This is a genomic window from Colwellia sp. MB3u-41 (genome assembly GCF_014076845.1).
Taxonomy (GTDB): domain Bacteria; phylum Pseudomonadota; class Gammaproteobacteria; order Enterobacterales; family Alteromonadaceae; genus Colwellia_A.
This window is the reverse complement of the sequence record NZ_JACGUT010000081.1, coordinates 56,988-77,498: the sequence shown is the minus strand read 5'-3', so window position 1 is coordinate 77,498 and position 20,511 is coordinate 56,988. Positions and strand designations below refer to the sequence as shown.

Annotated in this window: 16 protein-coding genes and 4 tRNA genes; 2 read left to right on the top strand and 18 right to left on the bottom strand. The window is 38.6% G+C overall.

What is annotated here, in order from left to right:
* The 17 genes from H4J73_RS13795 to argC all read right to left on the bottom strand — a co-directional run.
* A partial coding sequence (locus H4J73_RS13795; protein WP_259366696.1) for a GTP-binding protein occupies positions 1–299 on the bottom strand: 299 nt, incomplete at its 3' end.
* Positions 300–366: 67 nt separating this feature from the next.
* Positions 367–442 (bottom strand) — tRNA-Thr (locus tag H4J73_RS13790).
* Between the two features lie 13 nt (positions 443–455).
* A tRNA-Gly gene (locus tag H4J73_RS13785) sits at positions 456–529 on the bottom strand.
* A gap of 24 nt (positions 530–553) precedes the next feature.
* A tRNA-Tyr gene (locus H4J73_RS13780) sits at positions 554–638 on the bottom strand.
* 25 nt (positions 639–663) lie between these two features.
* Positions 664–739 (bottom strand) — tRNA-Thr (locus tag H4J73_RS13775).
* Positions 740–892: 153 nt separating this feature from the next.
* Positions 893–1,609, bottom strand: coding sequence for a type III pantothenate kinase (locus tag H4J73_RS13770; protein WP_182181453.1), 717 nt, complete (start codon positions 1,607–1,609; stop codon positions 893–895).
* Positions 1,606–2,613 (bottom strand): bifunctional biotin--[acetyl-CoA-carboxylase] ligase/biotin operon repressor BirA, encoded by a 1,008-nt coding sequence (gene birA, locus H4J73_RS13765; RefSeq protein WP_182181454.1) that lies wholly within the window; start codon positions 2,611–2,613, stop codon positions 1,606–1,608. Before birA ends, H4J73_RS13770 begins: the two co-directional genes overlap by 4 nt.
* 2 nt (positions 2,614–2,615) lie before the next feature.
* Positions 2,616–3,641, bottom strand: a complete 1,026-nt coding sequence (murB, locus tag H4J73_RS13760) for a UDP-N-acetylmuramate dehydrogenase (protein ID WP_182181455.1) — start codon at positions 3,639–3,641, stop codon at positions 2,616–2,618.
* Between the two features lie 242 nt (positions 3,642–3,883).
* Positions 3,884–6,049, bottom strand: coding sequence for a polysaccharide biosynthesis tyrosine autokinase (locus tag H4J73_RS13755; RefSeq protein WP_182181456.1), 2,166 nt, complete (start codon positions 6,047–6,049; stop codon positions 3,884–3,886).
* 79 nt (positions 6,050–6,128) lie between these two features.
* Entirely contained in the window at positions 6,129–6,644 is a 516-nt protein-coding gene (locus H4J73_RS13750; protein WP_182181457.1) for a polysaccharide biosynthesis/export family protein, read from the bottom strand.
* Positions 6,645–6,659: 15 nt separating this feature from the next.
* Positions 6,660–7,829: an outer membrane beta-barrel protein gene (locus tag H4J73_RS13745; protein ID WP_182181458.1), complete on the bottom strand. Its 1,170-nt coding sequence runs from the start codon at positions 7,827–7,829 to the stop codon at positions 6,660–6,662.
* Between the two features lie 415 nt (positions 7,830–8,244).
* The gene (argA, locus tag H4J73_RS13740; protein WP_182181459.1) at positions 8,245–9,555 is read right to left on the bottom strand and encodes an amino-acid N-acetyltransferase; all 1,311 of its coding nucleotides are present in this window, start codon (positions 9,553–9,555) and stop codon (positions 8,245–8,247) included.
* A 113-nt stretch (positions 9,556–9,668) separates the two neighbouring features.
* Entirely contained in the window at positions 9,669–11,612 is a 1,944-nt protein-coding gene (gene argH / locus H4J73_RS13735; RefSeq protein WP_182181460.1) for an argininosuccinate lyase, read from the bottom strand.
* 2 nt (positions 11,613–11,614) lie between these two features.
* Positions 11,615–12,877, bottom strand: a complete 1,263-nt coding sequence (locus H4J73_RS13730) for an argininosuccinate synthase (RefSeq protein WP_182181461.1) — start codon at positions 12,875–12,877, stop codon at positions 11,615–11,617.
* A 77-nt stretch (positions 12,878–12,954) separates the two neighbouring features.
* Positions 12,955–13,899 carry an ornithine carbamoyltransferase gene (locus H4J73_RS13725; protein ID WP_182181462.1) on the bottom strand — a complete coding sequence of 315 codons (945 nt, stop codon included), beginning with the start codon at positions 13,897–13,899 and terminating at the stop codon, positions 12,955–12,957.
* Between the two features lie 50 nt (positions 13,900–13,949).
* Positions 13,950–14,756 (bottom strand): acetylglutamate kinase, encoded by an 807-nt coding sequence (gene argB, locus H4J73_RS13720; RefSeq protein ID WP_259366712.1) that lies wholly within the window; start codon positions 14,754–14,756, stop codon positions 13,950–13,952.
* The gene (gene argC, locus H4J73_RS13715) at positions 14,756–15,790 is read right to left on the bottom strand and encodes an N-acetyl-gamma-glutamyl-phosphate reductase (RefSeq protein ID WP_182181463.1); all 1,035 of its coding nucleotides are present in this window, start codon (positions 15,788–15,790) and stop codon (positions 14,756–14,758) included. The genes argB and argC overlap by 1 nt, the downstream gene beginning before the upstream one ends.
* Before the next feature lie 185 nt (positions 15,791–15,975).
* Here argC and argE point away from each other — a divergent pair, with 185 nt between their 5' ends.
* Complete coding sequence (gene argE / locus H4J73_RS13710; protein ID WP_182181464.1) at positions 15,976–17,124, top strand: acetylornithine deacetylase; 1,149 nt, start codon at positions 15,976–15,978, stop codon at positions 17,122–17,124.
* A gap of 309 nt (positions 17,125–17,433) precedes the next feature.
* On the opposite strand, the gene H4J73_RS13705 is transcribed toward argE, so the two are convergent.
* Positions 17,434–19,335 carry a beta-ketoacyl synthase gene (locus H4J73_RS13705; RefSeq protein WP_182181465.1) on the bottom strand — a complete coding sequence of 634 codons (1,902 nt, stop codon included), beginning with the start codon at positions 19,333–19,335 and terminating at the stop codon, positions 17,434–17,436.
* A 126-nt stretch (positions 19,336–19,461) separates the two neighbouring features.
* Here H4J73_RS13705 and H4J73_RS13700 point away from each other — a divergent pair, with 126 nt between their 5' ends.
* Complete coding sequence (locus H4J73_RS13700) at positions 19,462–20,466, top strand: GlxA family transcriptional regulator (protein ID WP_182181466.1); 1,005 nt, start codon at positions 19,462–19,464, stop codon at positions 20,464–20,466.
* Positions 20,467–20,511 lie beyond the last annotated feature (45 nt).

Genomic DNA, 20,511 nt, shown 5'->3' with positions numbered 1-20,511 from the left:
TCCATTTGTGCAGCACCAGTGATCATGTTTTTGATGTAATCGGCGTGACCAGGACAATCTACGTGTGCGTAGTGACGAGCTTCTGTATCGTACTCGATGTGAGAAGTATTGATTGTAATACCACGTTCACGCTCTTCAGGAGCATTATCGATTTGTGCGAAATCTTTAACTTCACCACCGTGTACTTTAGTTAATACTGCAGAGATAGCAGCTGTTAAAGTAGTTTTACCGTGATCAACGTGTCCGATAGTACCAACGTTTACATGCGGTTTTAAACGTTCAAATTTTGCTTTAGCCATTATGTAATGCCTCTGAAATAAATTAACAAAAATAAAATAAATTTAATTAGATAGAAATCTTAAGGAATGGTGCTGATAGGCAGATTCGAACTGCCGACCTCACCCTTACCAAGGGTGCGCTCTACCAACTGAGCCATATCAGCAATCACTTAAAGATGGAGCGGACGGCGAGAATCGAACTCGCAGCTTTAGCTTGGAAGGCTAAGGTATTACCACTATACGACGTCCGCTTTTCTATCTTTAACATTGTAAAGTGGTGGAGGGAGGTGGATTCGAACCACCGAAGGCTGAGCCGTCAGATTTACAATCTGATCCCTTTGGCCACTCGGGAACCCCTCCAATACTTTTACAACAATTTTATTAATGGTGCCGACTGCCGGAGTCGAACTGGCGACCTACTGATTACAAGTCAGTTGCTCTACCAACTGAGCTAAGTCGGCACTACATTAAGTGGTGCGAATTCTAGTGGAATGTTTTGTCCCTTGCAAGCGTAAAAACAAAATAAAACCATGTTTTTAACCTTTTGATGTTTTTTTAATCGCCTAGCGTCGAAAGTCACCACAATGTATCGATATAACGAAAGCGTCAATGACTTAAAACCTTTGCATCCCGAGAAAAACAAGCTCGTTAATAATATGATGTTTAGTTGTCAATAAAGCGCCTAATTTTTCTGCGTTACCGCCAGTGATTAATACTTTATCTAATGAAACTTGTTTGTTCGCTTGTTTGATGCCTTGTTCAATAAAGCCAAGTGTTGCTGCCCAGCAAGCATTATTAACGCAATCAGAAGTATTACGGCCAAAAGAAACATTAGTATGGTGTTCCTGAGTAGCAAGCACTTGCGAAGTATTTGAGAGCAGACTGTTAAATAAAATATCAATACCGGGTAAAATCCAACCGCCTAAATGGCCACCATTATTGTCGAGTAAGTCAACAGTAGTTGCTGTGCCTGCATCAATAATAAGTATATTTTTATTCTTATACAAAATGTTAGCCGCAAGTAACGTTAACCACCGGTCAATACCCAACGTTGCGGGTTGTTGATAAGCTGAGGTAACACCAAATCGTTCACTTTCACTTTTAACATTCAAAAGTTCAATACTGTGTTGTTCCGCAAACTTTAAAAATACATCAACTAAATAAGCTTCACTGACGCTCGCGACAATAATTTTTTGTATTGATTGGGTGATGTTTGCTAGCCATTTTTCATTAATCACTTCATTACGTTCACTTTGCACTTCTGATAAAACACCTTGCTGTTCAAAAGTATATTTAGTGCGGGTATTGCCAATATCGACTAATAATCTCATGACTCTCCCCTCAAGCTAACTTCGCCACCATATACAGGAGCTACTTGGCCATCAACGTCTAATAACAAGCCGCCTTGATTATTAATACCCCGACAAATGCCTTTTTTCTCACGAGCGCCCGTGATTAACCTGACGGGTTTATTCATATAAAAATCTTGCTTAGCCCATTCACTTACCATCGTTAACAGCCCTTCATTTTGGTGCTGTTGCAACCTTAAAGAAAGCTTGGTTATTAACATGGCCGCTAGCTCATTTCGATCAATAGTCTTTTGAGGGGGCTGTTTGCTACTCTTGCTGCTAGTTATCGCTTGCTGTAGATCTGTCCAAGGTTGGTCAACTTTTTCTGCACTTTTTTGTGGCATATTAATATTTAAACCAATTCCTATTACACAATGACACGGTTCAAGTGCCTGCCCTTCTAAATCAATAAGAATACCGGCGAGCTTAACCCCACCAAAGTAAATATCATTTGGCCACTTCAACTGTACATCTATTTGATAAAGCACTTTTATTGCATCGCTCACTGCCAATGCTGAAACAACACTTAGCCCCATTGCCGTTGCTATACCTTGTTCTAGGTGCCAATACATTGACATATATATGTGTGAACCAAAAGGAGAGATCCACTTTCTACCACGACGGCCGCGACCTGAATCTTGATATTCCGCTAAACAGACTTGTAAATTATGATTTTGATTGGGTAAACGGCGCAATAAATAACTGTTTGTCGAATCAATAATATTATGCACTTCAACTTTATTCCTTTGACCCAGTTCGTTAAGTTTTTGTTGAATGTTTTTTTCATTTAGTAAGGTTAACGGTTCAGAAAGTTTATAGCCTTTTCCGGTAACGCTGTAAATATCAAGGCCCATATCTATTAAGGAGGTAATATGGTTTGATATTGCTGCACGACTCACGCCTAATTGTTCGCCCAACCACTGCCCAGAGACGAACTGGCCATTGGCTAAATATTGTATGAGCTGCTCACGAATTGCTTTTGCCATGATTAGCTTATTCCTCCTAAAATCACTTCGCCCTGCTCACCAAGTATTCTTACTTCTGGTTGAAGATATATTGCAAAACGTTCAAAAACTTTTTTTTGTACATAAATAGCTAAATCTTTGATGTCACATCCTCTCGCTGAATCAAAATTGGTAAGTACCAACGCTTGTTTATCATGTACCCCAGCACCATTGATCTGAAATCCCTTCAACGCTGACTTTTCAATTAACCACCCTGCGGCTAATTTCACCTTACCGTTATCTTGTGGATAATGAGGGATTTCTGGATGATCACGCTGTAATAACAGAAACTGCTCTGCGCTGATCACGGGGTTTTTAAAAAAACTCCCCGCATTGGGAATAACATTTGGATCAGGCAATTTACTGTTTCTTATTTTAATGACAGCCTGCATAATATCTTTAGCACTGCAATCTTTAGGTAACTCCTTAAGCCCCTGATAACTAAGTTTTGCCTGCCAATTTTTTGTGAAGCGTAAAGTAATATCAGTGATAATACCTTTATTTTTTAACTCTTGTTTAAAAACACTGTGTCGATAATTAAACTTGCACTGAGTTTTAGTGAACTGATGAGATTTATTATCAGTAAAATCAAACCAAGTAACACGCTCGATAAAGTCCGCAACTTCTACGCCATACGCGCCGATATTTTGCACAGGAGCTGCACCAACACTGCCAGGAATAAGGGCTAGATTTTCAAGACCGTTAATACCTTGGTTAATACAAAAACAAACAAGATCATGCCAGTTTTCACCACACGCAGCATTCACCTCATAAAAATCTTTTGTCTCATGAACAATAATGCCTAAAAATTCAGGTTTAATAATCGCTGGCATAATGTCTTCGACAAAAAGTGTATTACTACCCTCCCCTAAAATATAAAAGCATCCGCGCGTTACACTAGCTAGTAATTGTAGTTCTTCCTCATCTTTTGGGTAATAAATAACGGGAGTCGTTGCGTCTACAGCAAAGCTGTTATTTTTTTGTAGGGAAAATTTTTGCTGTGATTTCATAGTATAAATAGAAGTATAGGCTGGTAAAAATTTTGTCTTATTCTACCCCAGTTTTCAATAAGCGGAAGCACTTAATAGCTAGAAGAGCATTAACCTTGATTGCGTACCGGCAATTTAACAATATTATTTGTCCGTTCGTTGTAATACTTATTTTGATATTTATCAGAATCTATATTTTGACTATGATTAATAACAATACCTTCTGATATTATGTGTATTTGCTATCGATACATAAAAAAGGACTAACCTTGATTGCGTACCGGCAATTTAACAATATTATTTGTCCGTTCGTTGTAATACTTATTTTGATATTTATCAGAATCTATATTTTGACTATGATTAATAACAATACCTCCTATTGGAGCATTTACTTGCTTAAGCATACGCAGACCTGTTGTGATTTGTTCTCGCTTAGTTTTCTCACCATGAACCACATACAATACCGTTTCCACTAGTTTAGAAATAATGACAGCATCACTGACTGCATTAACCGGGGGAGTCTCTATAATAATGCGATCATAAAAATTACCAAACACTTTAATCAGCATATTAAAACGTTTCATAGATAAAAAAGCTAACGGATTAGCAGGAGAAATACCTGAGGTTAAAATATCTAACTTTAAATTTTTGTCACGAATAATACATTCATTAATCTGATGTGTTTTTGCTAATAAGTTTGATAATCCGGGACGATGCGGACTCAAATTCATATTTCTCGCCACCGTTGGATGTCGCATATCAGCCTCAATAAGCAAGACTTTTTCCATTTCACTAAACGAGCGAGCGAGATGAAGCGCGACCGTAGACTTACCTTCATTAGGTACAGAGGATGTTATCGCAATCACTTTAGCTGGCTTACTTTCTCCACTAAATAATAAAGAGGTTCTTAAGGTACGTACTGCTTCGGTAAAACGATTATCCGTATAGTAGGGATCATTCTTCTTATCAGTACTTGATGTTTGGAACTTTGGCAAAATCGCCAGAATAGGTGCTTCAGTAAAGTTTTCGAGTTTACGGCGCGAGTTTAGCGTATCCATTAACAGCTCACGCATAATTATAATTATTGAAATAATAGCAAATGATAAAATAAAACTGATAATAACCATCAACGCTTTATTAGGAGCAAATTTATTAGGCGGAGTAATCGCTTTATCTATAAATCGTACATAAAAATTTGCTTTATAATTCCCCATCGCATCCGTCTCTTTTAAACGGACAAGGTAATTATTATAAAGTTCTTTATTCGTATCTACGTCTCGCTGCAATTGTGAGAATTTATTATGTAAGCGACTTAAGCGGAGATAATCAACTTTGGCAATTGCCAAGCGATTTTCAGTCGCTTTAACTTTTTCAGAAGAATTCAAATAATCTTTTTCGATAGAAATAACGATTTCATCAACAAGTTGTACAATACGCTTTTGTAATGACTCAAGCTCGGCTTGAACGGCAATACGCTTTGGGTGTTTAGGCCCATAACGCTTCGAGAGTTCAAATATTTTTCGTTCGGCCTTTTCATCGGCACGCCGCAATTGCACTAAATCACTTTGCTTACTAATTTCTTGAAGTTCAAGTAATTGTGCGGTATTTTTTCGACGTTTTTGAATACTTTCATAAGTGACTTCTAAATCATCTTTGATTTTTTCAGCGCTAATCGCAGAAGATGTTAACTCGGTTAATTCAGAATTGACTAAGCCTGAAACACCTAAAAGATCAATAATACCTTCTTTTTCACGATATTCTTGTAATGATTCTTCAGAGGTTTCAAGTTTTTTTCCTAATTCTTCAAGTTGGTCAACCAGCCATTGCGATGTTGATTCTTTCGACGCGCTATGGATTTCATCTTGATATTGAAGGTAAGTAAAACCAATTTGGTTAGCCACTTGTTGTGCTAATTTCGGCGTGTGGGCAACAAAACTAATCTTGACCAGCTCGGTACTCGCAATAGGGGAAATAGTTAAGCGGCTTTTAAATACTGAAATTAAACTGTTAACCGTTGGCTTAACTTTACTCTTTCCGATATTAGAGAAAAAGCTAATGTTGTCATTATATTTACCACTATTAAATTCCTGATGTTCGACCAAATTTAAACTAGCAATAACACGCTCAGCAAACTTTCGTGATTTTAATAATTCATATTGGGTTTTAACTTGCTCTTTACTGGCACTAGACTCATTAAATGCGTCATTTATTGATAAGGTATTAGCCGGTTTATTACTGCCTATTTGTAAAATGGCCGTTGCTTTATAAGAGGGTTTAAGTAATGAGACATAAAAGGCCACTATTAATGAAATAAATAGTGTAAAGAATACAATTTTCCACCGCCGAGACCAAAGAGGGCTTAACACTTCTTTTAAAGCAACCTCCTGATTGGGGGCACTAAAATTTATGCTTTTATTATCGTTCAACATTACTGCTCATTATTATTTACAAGTACCATATATAATACAGTCAATAAAACTGGTCTAAAATCCTTTTGTCATGTGTTTTTTAGAAAAAACTTTGTTCTATTTTTATAATATCATCAGGGCGAATTGCCGTAGCAACATTCCCCTCTATTGTCACTTTAACGCCATTCACCATTCGAGATATTTTCCACTGGGAAGTTGACGCTCTATTTGATAGTCCCCCGGCTATTGCAATAGCTTTATCCAACGTGAGATCATCTTGATAAGGATACCCACCCGGTCGCTGAACTTGTCCATGGATAAAAAATGGTCGATACGTAGCAATGGAAACTGAAACTTGTGGATCAACGATATAATCCCCTAGCAAACCTTCCCTTATAACATTTTCTAATTTCTTTGTCGATAAACCAATCACTTGTATATCATCTAAAAAGGGAAAAGAGATAACACCTGATTTATCAATTTTTACATCGGTTGTTAAGTCATTTTCGCCATAAACGACAATATGCAATTTATCGCCCGGACCAAGTAAGTAATCGCTTGCGCCACAAACAAAGCTGCAAAACATTAAAATAGTTAATAAAGCCCCAAAACGCATATTTTTCATCCAATATTAAATAATAACACTAAAACCTAATGATAAGCTATTACGCTGATTGTTCAGGTTATCGTCACTTGCCTCTAGATCGGTAAAAGTGAATCCAACAAACAAAGTTAGCCAATCATTTCGTTGATAATTAAATTTCAGCGCTGAATACAAATAATCTTCGTTATTGGTTTGATCAAGGTAAATGATCTCTTCTTGTTTATATCCTATAGCGACTGATGTCTGAAAATAATCGGTAAATTGATGAGTGACTTTCAAATTCGTGCTGTCAACAACTCGGTAACGCTCTGTAATTCGGTTCGCTGTTTCATAATCTCGTTGCGTGTTGATGTTAATGTTACTAAAGAGGGTCGGTTGCCAATTCATATCAAATCGCCACTTAAAGCTATTATCGCCGGCAAGGTGTTGGTCTTCAAAAAAGAGTGTTTGATAACCAACTAATGCTTGCAGTTGGGTAATTGCTGTCGATTGCCACTTCATTCCTACTAATAAGGCATATTCATCTTTATTTAACGGTTTATCATGTTGAAAATCTGATTGAATATAAGTTAAGTCGACGGCAAAATATGTTTTCTCCGACAGTAAATAATCAACGCTAACATTGGCTTTATGATCAACACGGTCAAGTGCCTGATTTTTTATGCGCCTAGTTTTATAACGAAAGTCTTCTTGGCCGATTGAGAGTTTTAATTTAGCTACTGAATCAATTTGACCATATAAGTAGCCAATATTTGTGGCAACTCTTTTTTTATCGTCTCCAGTTGTTAGCGACGTAGCATTGCCTAAAGATAACCCCGTACCACGGTATTCATATTCTTCTTGTAATTTAAAATCTGCAAATAATGTTTTATTGTGGTCAAATTTAAAGAAATATTTTGGTTTAAAAGATAAGTTACTATGGTCATCTTCACCAAACTCACTAAATTGATAATGACTAATGTTTGCTTCTAATTGGATTAAATGACGAGATAATTGCGTTTGAATAAAAACTGAAGGTTCAATTTTAATATAACGAGTACTCTCTTCATCTTTATTTTGATGAAGGAAGTTACTTATTTGACCATATTCAGAAAATAGCTTTACTGTAAATTTATTACCGCTTTCAAGAAAAAAATCATTCTGGGCTCTCAGCGTAAAAGAAGTCAATAAAATAGTACATAAAAAAATTAAGGACATGAATAAAAGTCTAAATATGACCATTGAAAATAGTAAGCCTTACAAACAAGTGATTATCGCATAAACAATATGCCCTAAAAGTAAAGAAGATGAAACATTTCTGTTACATTAGTCTCTTATTATGATGAATAAAAGTTCATAAACAAGCACTTTATTGTACAGATAAGCAAAAAAAAGTATCTACTGTGCAGACTAAAACAAAAAATGCTGTTTTTAAAAGCGACATTTTTTATTCTATCATCTTAATGTTTAGCGCATACGAATACATCTAATTAGCCCTACCCGTTAACCGTTATCTGCAAATCAACAGTCGAATGAGTTGTTTAAATTTAGCATGGAGAAGACTATTCTATTGATTTGTCTCAACATTCAACATTCCCCCCAAAAAGTAATGTCTTTTGACTTTACTTTTTGACTATATATATTTTATCAGCACCTTAGATTTGCGTTGGAAGTTATACATCTGTTTTTTACCTTCAGGTAAATCGTCCATTGAACTCTCAATAAAACCTTGCTCACGAAACCAATGACCACTCACGGTTGTTAAGACGAATAAAGATATTAAGTTAAGCTCATGGGCTTTACCTTCCAAAGCCTCCATCAAGTGTTCTCCCCGGTTGCCATTACGATAATCAGGATGAATAGCCACACAAGCTATCTCTCCTGAACTAGCCTCTTGATAAGGATATAATGCAGCACAAGCGATAATAACATCTTCTTTTTTGATAACGGTGAAGCGATCAATTTCAATTTCAAGCAATTCCCGAGAACGTTTTACCAGAATGCCTTCTTCTTCTAAAGGGGCAATCAGCTCTAAAATCCCCCCTACATCATCAATACTTGCCGTACAAACTTCTTCTTTATGATCCTTTGCGATTAATGTCCCTGCACCATCACGAGTAAATAATTCTTGTAACAAAGCGGTATCGCTCTGGTAACTAACACAATGGCAACGCTCTACACCATTCTCACCACTTTGAATAATTGCTCTTAATAATAACTGGCGGACATGACAATCCTTATCATCCAATAAAGTTTTTACTCGCCGTACACTACAACTACGAATAAGCTCACCCGATTCATCAATTAAGCCATCGTCTTTCGTAAAAGTAATTAACTTATCGGCTTTAAGCGCGAGTGCCGTTTTGGTAGCAACATCTTCAAGTGCTAAATTAAAGACTTCCCCTGTAGAAGAGTAGCCAATAGGTGACAATAATACTATTGAGCCATAGTCAAGCTGGGTGTTAATACCAACAGCGTCAATTTTTCTTACACTGCCCGTATACTTATAATCAACGCCATTGAGCACGCCAATGGGTTTAGCAATAACAAAATTACCGGTGCTAACACGAATTTGTGAGCCATGCATTGGCGAATTAACTAAACCCATCGTTAACAAAGCTTCAATATGTAGTCGCATTGATCCCGTCGCATCTTTAACAGCAATAAGTGTTTCAGCATCGGTCACTCTAATATTATTTTCGATATTACGCCTAATGTTACGCTGTTCCATACGTTCTTCAATTTGTGGCCTAGCACCATGAACTAACACTAACTTAACGCCCAAACTACGCAACAAGGCAATATCATGAATAATATTGGCAAAGTTTGGATGAAGCACAGCTTCACCGCCGAACATAAGCACAACTGTTTTTCCTCGGTGTGCATTAATATAGGGCGCGGCATTTCTAAACCATTTAACATAATTTTGTTCGTTATTATTCATGCTGTCCTTTTTCTAAGTTATGAAGACCTGTTATTTATACTCAGCAGCGGAGCCGCTAAGTATCATTGCTAAAGTGAATGCTTCACCTCAATCATTTTAAATGGCGACTAACATTATGCCTGTTGAGGCAGACTCAGTATGTATGCCATCGCAACTTCGTCTGCCGGGTCTTTATGCGGACTAGGTTCACTGTCTTCAATAATATTATCTGCAAGTGAATTTTTATCAATTAAGTTAAAGCCAAGCGACTGAAAGTATTGTGGAATATAAGTTAAAACAATAATTTGTTCTAATTCCATTTGATAAGCGAACTCTAACAAATATTGCACAAGTGCTTTACCTTGACCTTGCTGCTGCTCACTACCTTGTACGACAACTGAGCGTATTTCAGCTAAACCTGTTTGATAGATATAAAGCGATGCAGTACCAACAACATTACCGTCAAGTTCGGCGACAACAAAATTTTGAATGTCATGAATAATATTGTCACGTGACCGTGGCAATATTTCACCTTTATCTGCCCAAAAGTTGGTTAGTTGATAAATTCTGTCCACATCTGACATTCTCGCTCGACGAACTGACATAGCCGCAGCTCGCTGAGCGTTTAGTCGCTGCTTGACCTGTTTAAGTGCGACTTGAATTCTTTGCTTACCGGGCGCACCAACAACCTGCTCATTTAAAATGGCTTCATTGCCAGACTGGGTCGTCGCCAGCGCTTTTTTAACTTGAGAACGAGAAGTCCCCCCCAGTGCTTCACGTTTATTAAGCGTTGATTCAATCGAAAGGTGCTGATAAACATCTTGCTCAATTCTCTCACTGAATTCTTGAAGTTGGCTTATGGTTAAGTCTTCTAAAGGTACACCTTTATCAATAGCTGCTAGCACAACTTCACCGACAATATGGTGTGCTTCACGAAACGGAATATCTTTACCAACTAGATAGTCGGCAAGCTCAGTGGCATTGGCATAACCTTGTTGCGCTGCAGCTAATGTTCGTGAACGGTTTACTTTCAAACCATCCGCAACGAGCACTGCCATTTCCATACATTCTTGCCAAGTATCAAGCGAATCAAATAAACCTTCTTTGTCTTCTTGCATATCTTTATTGTAGGCAAGTGCTAACGCTTTCATCGTGGTTAACATCCCCGTTAAAGCGCCAAAAACACGCCCTGACTTACCACGAATTAATTCACAGGCATCAGGATTTTTCTTTTGTGGCATTAATGACGAACCAGAACTCACTAGATCACTCATTTCTACGAACCCTGCTTCTCCTGAATTGTAGAAAATTAAATCTTCTGCAAAACGTGACAAATGCATCATTGAGATACTTGCTGAAGCCAGTAACTCAATAACGTGGTCTCGGTCAGAAACAGCATCAAGACTATTCATCGTTGCCGTTCTAAAACCTAAACGATTAGCCAGTGCGTTTCTATCAATAGGATACGCAGTACCCGCTAAAGCACCTGAGCCCAATGGCGAAACATCTAAACGATAAAGCGCATCTTTTAAACGTCCAATATCACGATTAAACATTTCTACATACGCTAAGCACCAATGGCCAAAAGTTATTGGCTGCGCTCTTTGTAAATGAGTATAGCCCGGTAACACGGTATCTTTTTCACGTTCAGCTAGGTTCATCATCGCTTGTTGTAGATTCACTAGGGCGAAGAGTAAATCGCCTCCTTTTTCTTTACACCAAAGCTTTAAGTCAGTCGCTACTTGATCATTACGACTGCGTCCCGTATGAAGCTTTTTACCTAAGTCTCCGGTCTTTTCAATAAGCTGGATCTCTACCCAACTATGAATATCTTCAGCATCAGACAACAGGATTTGCTTAGGATTTTTTTCTACCGAGGTTTTTAATTCTTGTAATGCACCCGTTAAACGAACCAGCTCACCGTCGTTTATTACCCCTACCTCATGAATTGCCTGTGCCCAAGCCATTGAACCGACAATATCTTGTACTGCCATGCGGTAATCTACGGGTAAAGAGTCATTAAATTTTTTAAATTGTAAACTCGCTTTTTCTTTAAAACGTCCGCCCCATAAAGCCATGACTATTTATCCTTGTTCTTTAACACAGTGTCTTTTTGCGAAAGTGCGGTGATCCGGCTTGATAAACTAAAGAGGCGAATAAAACCTTCTGCATGTTTTTGGTCGTAAACATCGTCAGCTCCAAAAGTCGCGAAGGCTTCAGAATATAAAGAATTAGGTGAACGACGTTGAATAACTTGCGCCATCCCTTTATATAACTTAACAACTACATCACCCGTCAGTTTTTCAGCAAAAGAGGCTGCTGAAGCCAATTGAGCTTTAGCAAGCGGGGTAAACCAACGACCATCATAAATGACATGTGAAAACTCAAGACCGACTGATTCACGATATTTAAGTGACTCTTTGTCAAGAATAAGCGTTTCTAAACCTTTATAAGCCGCCATTAAAATAGTGCCGCCGGGTGTTTCATAACAACCACGAGACTTCATGCCGACCAAACGATTTTCGACAATATCAATTCTGCCAACACCATGAGCCGCACCTTTAGCATTTAAATACATTAGCGCTTGATAAGCGCCGGCACCTTTTGGTGAAAAATCTTTACCATCAATAGCAACGAGCTCACCGTCAGCAAAACTTAATTGTACTTTTTCAGGGATGTCCGGTGCATCCATTGGATCAACTGTCATGGTCCAGACTTCTTTTGATGGCTCACACCAAGGGTCTTCTAATTCACCACCCTCATGAGAAATATGCCAAGCATTAGCGTCACGACTATAAATTTTATCCAGTGATGCTGCACATGGAATATCACGCTCGGCTAAATAATCAAGTAAGTCTTCACGCGAAACCATATCCCACTCACGCCATGGCGCAATAACAGTTAACTCTGGAGCAAGCGCGGCAAAACAAGATTCAAAACGCACTTGGTCGTTACCTTTACCGGTACAACCATGACAAACCGCATCAGCACCCACCTTAAGTGCCACTTCTATATGTGCTTTAGCAATAATAGGGCGTGCCATTGACGTACCTAGTAAATATTGGCCTTCGTAAACCGCCCCTGTTTTCAAAATAGGGTAAATATATTCTTTAACATATTCTTCTTTAAGATCTGCCACGTAGCATTCAGAGGCACCAGAGGCGATAGCTTTTTCTTTAATACCTTTAAGCTCTTCGTCGCCTTGACCCACATCAGCACAGAATGCGATCACTTCACAATTGTCATAATTTTCTTTTAACCATGGAATGATAGCTGAAGTATCTAATCCGCCAGAATAAGCTAATACTACTTTTTTGATTTGTTTCTTTGTTGCTAAAGCCATTGCCTTGTTCCTACTTAATCTTGATAAATGGTTATGCTGAATATATTTCAGCAGCTGACCTAATGTTTTTTACTGAATTATTTAGCTAATAACGTAACGAGTACGGCATTTTGTGCCCACATTCTATTTTCTGCTTCTTGGAAAACCACCGACATTTCGCTGTCAAAAAGTGCGGCGGTTATCTCTTCCCCTAAATGTGCGGGTTGGCAGTGCATAACAATACTTGCACCACTATTTTTCATCATTTGATGGTTAACTTGATACGGCGCAAACGTTTCTAAAAGTGCCACTTTTTTACCGGCATTTTCATCACCCATTGATACCCATGTATCGGTATAAATAACATCTTGCTGCCCTAAGTTTGCAACACTTGAGGTAAGTACTAACTTACCCCCTGACTCTTTAGCAAAAGTTTTGGCTTTATTCAACAAGCTTTCCTCTGGCGCATGCCCTTCAGGACAAACCAAAGTAAAATCAATCCCGACTATTGCCGCCATAAACATCAACGAATTTGAAACGTTATTACCATCACCTACATAAGCTAGTTTAACTTTTGACAAATCGGCAAAGTTTTCTTGCAAGGTAACAAAATCAGCTAACGCTTGGCACGGGTGATAAATATCACAAAGTGCGTTAATCACCGGTACACTTGCGTACTTGGCTAAGCCTTCAATAGCACTGTTTTCAAAAACACGCGCAACAATAGCGTCAGCATAACAAGAAAGATTTTTAGCATAATCGCTGACTCTTTCACGCTCACCTAGCTTGCCATTTTGCTGGCCTAAATATAGCGCATGGCCGCCTAATTTGTTAATCCCCATATCAAAACTAACGTGCGTTCTTAATGAGGGTTTTTCAAAAATCATCGCAACAGATTTACCTGCTAACGCTTGACTGTAATCGCTAGGATAATTTTTAATATTTATCGCTAAAGAAATAAGATCGGTTATTTGTGTTTTAGTCAGTTGATCATCGGCTAAAAAATTTTCTAATTTTGCTACTGGTGACGTTGCTTTTGACATAATGCGTGTTATCCGAAAAAGTAATTAAAGTAAACATAACTTAAAGAGGGCTAATGAGGTTGAATGCGCGTACCTATTGCATCCCCTTTTAGTAAGTTGATAATTTGTTCAGGCGATTGCCAACTAGCAACCGCGATACTTCGTCGTAATTGACTTGCTGCCTGAAAAGCTGCATTGACTTTAGCGGTCATACCGCCAGCAATGACCCCCTGCTCGATTAATGTATTAGCTTGAGTTTTACTCAGCGAAGCCATATATTCGCCACTCGCATCTTTTACGCCATTAACATCGGTTAACAGTAACAACTCGGCATTTAATAGCTGGCAAATCGCGACAGCCGCATCATCAGCATTCACATTCACTAATTCACCACTAGCTAATGAGCCAATAGAAGAGACAACGGGTAAAAAGTTTGCGCTTAGCAAGGTATCAAGTAATTTACTGTTATTAGCATGTGGTACTCCAACCATACCGAGGTTTTTGGCACTTAAAAGACAAGTAACCATATCGCCATCGACAAGCGACAAGCCGACCGCCTGCATATTCAAGCTTGCCGCCGTAGCAACAATCGCTTTATTAACACTACCAGCCAACGCGCCAGCAATAATTGGCATTTGGTCTTTAGGTGTAACACGTAAACCGTGTTTTTTTTCTGTGGTAAAACCAGATTGACTGAGCATTTCATCAACAACACAACCACCACCATGCACTAAAACAACCGCCTGATTTTTTAATAACGCGATAATTTTTAATAAATCAGTGAGTGCATCTTTTTTTTCAAGAATGGCGCCACCAATTTTAATCACTAACGGCTTGTTAGTCTTATTACTGATTAACGTATTTATTGGCATAGTCATTAACATTTTCCCAAGGTTACATTATTTAGCAAACTATATTCACTGGGTAAGCCCAAAGAAATATTTGCACATTGCACCGCCTGTGAAGCCGCACCTTTTAGTAAATTATCAATAGCACAACTGACCACAACCACATGCTTTTCTTCATCGACTTGCCAATGGACATCGGCAAACGGTGTGTTAGCCACATTGTCTATTTTGGGCCAAGTCCCTGTTAAACGTACCAAGGGTTCATCTTGATATGCACAAGCAAAGGCTTCATCAATTTGTTTGGTCGTAACACCGGCCTTAATTTGCAAGGTTACCGTCGCCATTAAGCCTCTTTTATAAGGCGCAAGATGCGGATTAAAAATAACCTGTGCATTCGCTTCTTGGCTTATTTCAGGTTGATGCCGATGCTGTAAAATATTATAAGGAGTTAAACTCACTTCATAAAAACTTGTCGCTAATGAGGCTTTTCTTCCCGCGCCACTAACACCACTAATCCCATTAACAACAATAAGTGAATTTTCAAGATGATACTTATTAGACGTAATAGGCTTTAGTGATAATAAGCTTGCAGTTGGATAACAGCCCGGCACAGCAACTAATTGCGTACTCGCAATATCTTCTTGCTGCCATTCGGCTAAACCGTACTTTGCTTGAGCCAGTGCCGATAAGTTTTTATGTTCAAAACCATAAAAGGTTGGATAATCTGCACTCTTTTTGAGGCGAAACCCGCCTGAAAGATCAAAAACCTTCACACCTTTTTCAACAAAAGCTTGCGCCCAGTCGGCACTAAACTCATGTGGTGTCGCAAAGAATACCGCATCAAGTTCTTGTGCTGTTTTATCAAACCAACGTGGTGAGAAGCACACTAAAGGTAAATCACAGACACCTAAGTAACGCGGATGTAATTGCGAAAAGGTCATATCTGCCGAGCTACTTTTTTCTGATACCAGTAAATACTCAAGGGAAATTTTGTCGTGCGCAGACAATAAATTAATCAGTTCAGCGCCCACATATCCACTTGCTCCAATAACCGCGACTTTCATACAACCTCATCTATTAATTTTTAATCAACCTAAGTAGCGAGAGAAAATAAATAATCTTCAATAGGCTTCTTTTATTAGGTTATTTACACTAGAATTAGAAAATAACACCTGATGACTTGTTATGCAACAAATAAGCATAACTACCCATGATATTTATTTATTCTTATTTCTAATCGTGAGCTCTTATGAAAAATTTACCAAACTTTACCCATTCATTAACGCAACTTATTGCCAGTGCTTCGATTAGTTCAACACAAGCAAGTTGGGATCAAGGAAATTTAGCCGTAATTCAACTGCTAGCGACGTGGTTTGAACAGCTCGGTTTTAGTATTGAGATTCAAGCCGTACCCGCAACCCGTAAAAAATATAACTTATTAGCAAAACTTGGCAGCGGAGAAGGAGGATTATTACTCGCAGGTCATAGTGACACCGTACCTTTTGATGAAAATCGTTGGCAGTCAGACCCACTGAAAGTCGTCGACAAAGATAATAAATTTTATGGTTTAGGTACTTGTGACATGAAAGGTTTTTTTGCCTTTATTTTACAAGTTTGTAAAGGGTTATCAGCGAAACAACTCAAAAAACCGCTTTATATTTTAGCCACTGCAGATGAAGAAACCACTATGGCAGGCGCGCGTTTTTTCACCCAAAACCAACAGATAAAACCAGATGTTGCCATTATTGGTGAGCCAACAAATTTGGTCCCTGTCATCATGCATAAAGGGCATATGTCACATCGCATAACTATTCAAGGTCAATCAGGGCACTCAAGTAAACCAAGTTTAGGCGTTAATGCTATAGAAATTATGTATCAGGTGATTGGCCAATTAATGCAGCTCAAAGAAAAATTGGCTCACAATTATAGTAATCAAGCCTTTGATGTAAAAGAGCCAACGCTGAATTTAGGCGCAATACATGGTGGCGATAATGCCAATAGAATTTGCGGTCACTGCGAGTTAGATATTGATATGCGAGCACTGCCGGGGATGACTGACAGCGAACTGATTCAATTGCTCAGCGAAGCCCTAAAGCCGCTTGCTGAAAAATATCCTCACCGAGTTTCGTTTAATGAATTAGACCCTAGCTCCCCCAGTTTTGAACAAAACCAAAGCAGTGGGTTAGTAACAATAGCTGAAGAAATAAGTGGTCACTCATGTTGCGCGGTAAATTATGCGACTGAAGCACCTTTTATTCAACAGCTTGGCTGTCAAACTATTGTTTTAGGCCCAGGTTCTATTGACCAGGCTCATCAACCCAATGAGTTTTTAGCGCATAGTGAAATTGATAAAACTGAAGTTATATTAACAAAAATGATTCAGCGTTATTGTTTATAGGGATTATTTAAAAATAGTACATCGTCGCTCTATGATACTTGCGAGATCACAACATACCTTGACCTGCAGGGATGCACTCATGCCTTGGAAGACAGGATGTCTGAGAAAGGCCATCCTGAACATCACCACTCTTTGCCATTCATGGCACCGTGACATACCGTTCATCCTGAACATCACCACTCTTTGCCATCCATGGCACCGTGACATACCGTTCATCCTGAACATAAAAAAGCAAAGCTTTGTCGCTTTGCATTTTATTGTCTAACTTATGAGTGAGCGATTAAAGACTTAGCAAAAGCCTGTTAATAATTAAGTCATATCCTCAAACGGATTTTCTTTTGGTAAAGCAATGCTATTGGTAAAACCTGTCATAGAGATGTTATCGCAATTAATTTCAATATCGTCATCGCCTAAAACACCCTTACCAAATTTATATATTAATTCAAATTGTCCGTTATTCGCCTTCTCTTGATAGACTTTTTGCTTCGCTTCAACCGCTGACAACTTTTCTTGGTAACTTGCTATATCTTCAATACTATAACGTTTTTTCAGCATTGAAAGAGTTACATCTGGTGAAAGTAAGGTGGCTGTTGCATTGTTGCCACCAAAACCTTTCGAATTAATAAAGGCAACATCCATGGCTTCACACTGCCAGTGATCAAGTGCGATGTTTAAACGTTCATTATAAACATCGTCAGCAACGGCGTTAATCGTTGTAATACCCGGCATAATATTATGGGCAAAAACACCTAAAGCCATAGTGATTTGATCGCCACTTGCAGGAGCAATAGTATGACCAACAAAAGCTTTTGGCGCAGCAACTGGCCAATGATGAATATCAAATGTTTCCGCTAAACGATGATAAATTAACGATTCTGTTACGCGATTTTGTGGCGTACTTGAACCATGAGCCAGTATAAAGCTGCGTTTCTGTACTGATTCATCACCTAAAATGCTTTTTGCGAGTGCCACTGATTTCGCCATAGTAATATAATTACCAGGACCAGGAGCGGTAATAGATTTTTTAATACCGTCAGCATTAATGAAGACATCGGCAACAGAGCCCAAAGGCTTAGCCCCTAATTCAATCGCTAACTTATCATCCATAATAACTAAGAAGTGTGCGGCTTCACCAATAGTAAAACCACAGTTTTCACCAAATGGACGACTGGTATTACGGTGATCGGCTTGCCCTTGTGTAATGCCATCAAGTTTTTTCAAACCTTCTTCATTCGCCAAGGCACTCATGTTGCCAAAACCTTCAATAATTTCTGGTGTTATTGGACTTTCGCTACTGCCTACAATAGCAACACGTACACGACCTGACTTAATGTCTTGAATCGCGTTACGTAAGTTATAAAGAAAACTCGCACAAGCGCCAGTCGAGGTTGAGGTAGTACCAACACTGCCAGTAACATAGCCATTAATGAAGTCAGCCGACATGGTATTTAGACCTAACGCTAAATTTTTAGTGGTTACACGATCGCCATGAAGACGGTTTTGCAACATACCACCCAACCCTTCTGATTGCATTTGACCAAAAGCTGAAGATGAATAAGTTCCCACATGATCAGGACTTACTTTTTCTAAAATTTCATCCCAGCTAAAACCTGTTGAATGAATAGCATCTGCCGCGCCAAAAATAGTGGTTTGTAAACCACGCGGCTGATAGCGGCTATTATATAAAGTGGACGGTTCAAAACCGGTAGGTAATTGTCCTGCGGCCTTAATTGGGTTGTCACGATAACTACTATGTTTAATCTCTAAATTATCCGTAATTTCAACTTTGACACGTTTATCTACTAACGGTGTTATTTTCCAAGAGCGTGGCAAAGGTTTGGGTAATTCTTTTTCTTTAATTTCAAAAGTAATGTTATCAGCGCTTGGTGTCGCAAGCATATGCGTATGGCAATGCGTTGCGTCAGGGTCAAAGTGATTACTTTCAATTTTACGGATAAGTGTACCATCTAGAATTTGCTGGCCAAAACGTGCTTCTACTGTGTTTAATGCAACGCTATTACCCTCAGCATCAAGTAACTGACCGTCTTGGAAAGTTAAAATATTCATCAGCGTGGCTAGGCCAACAAAAGTTTCTTGACGCGCTTCTGCTGTTAATTTGTCGATAACAATACGACGAAAACCTTGATGAAAGGAGGTGCGGCCGGCAGCATTTACGCCGCCCATGCCAACAATAATAGGTAAAGCAGTCATTTATAATTCTCTTAAATACATGAGTCGTAATTCTTATCGTTAGTGTAAAAAGAAACGTTAATAATTAATTGTTGTTATCAGCCATAAATAATACAATAACAGCCAAAAATCACGAAAGTTACTGATATGCCACTAAAGATAGCTCGTAAAACGGTAAATATTGCCTTAGTTTTATATGATCATATGCTAGCAACTAGTGTAAGTTTACCTATTGAGATGCTCAGGGCTGGAGAAGCTTTTGCGCGCAGAGAAAATAGGCGTTCACCTAAACTTAATATAGAAATGGTCAGTGAAAATCTAGCTCCTGTACGTACAAGAGCTCTTATTAAGCTTTATCCAGATGTAGATATTGAACATGCACAATGCCCTGATTATATTTTTATACCGAGTCTTTGGCGCAACCCTCGTCCATTAATTAAAAAGCACCCCAAAGTGGTCAATTGGCTCAATGATATGTGGCAACAAGGTTCGACACTGATTGGTGGAGGCACTGGGGTTTGTTTTATTGCCGAGTCGGGCTTACTTGATCAACACCCAGCAACAACACACTGGCATTATGTTGAGCAATTCAAACGAAATTATCCGAAAGTAGAACTCAAACCTGACTTTTTTATCACGCAGTCTGAACGTATTTATTGTGCGGCGAGCTTAAATGCCTTAGCTGATATTACCGTGCATGTTATTCATCAAACTTATGGTGAACCAGCCGCTCAGCACGTAGAGCGTAATTTTTCTCATGAAATTAGAAAACCTTATGAAGAGCAGCGATATTTAGAAGGAGCGGTTGATCGCCACCCTGATGAATTGATCACTCAAATTCAATTTTGGATGCGAACCAATCTCTCATCAACATTAACCCTCTCTGAAATTGCCTTACAATTTGAGATTAGCGAGAGAACGTTTAGCCGACGATTTAAGAATGCGACAGGAGTTAGCGCTTCTCATTATTGGCAAAAGGTGAGGGTTGAAACGGTGAAAGATTTGTTGTCATCAAGTAATTTATCAATACAAGAAATAGCGTTTCAAGTCGGTTACCAAGACCAAGGCCAACTAACAAGGCTTTTTAAGAAACAATTAACACTTACGCCAAGAGATTATCGCGCGATGGTGAGAAAAAAACTTTTTATGTAATATAATGAACAATACATCAATTAAAAACACTGAAGTGCTTGTACT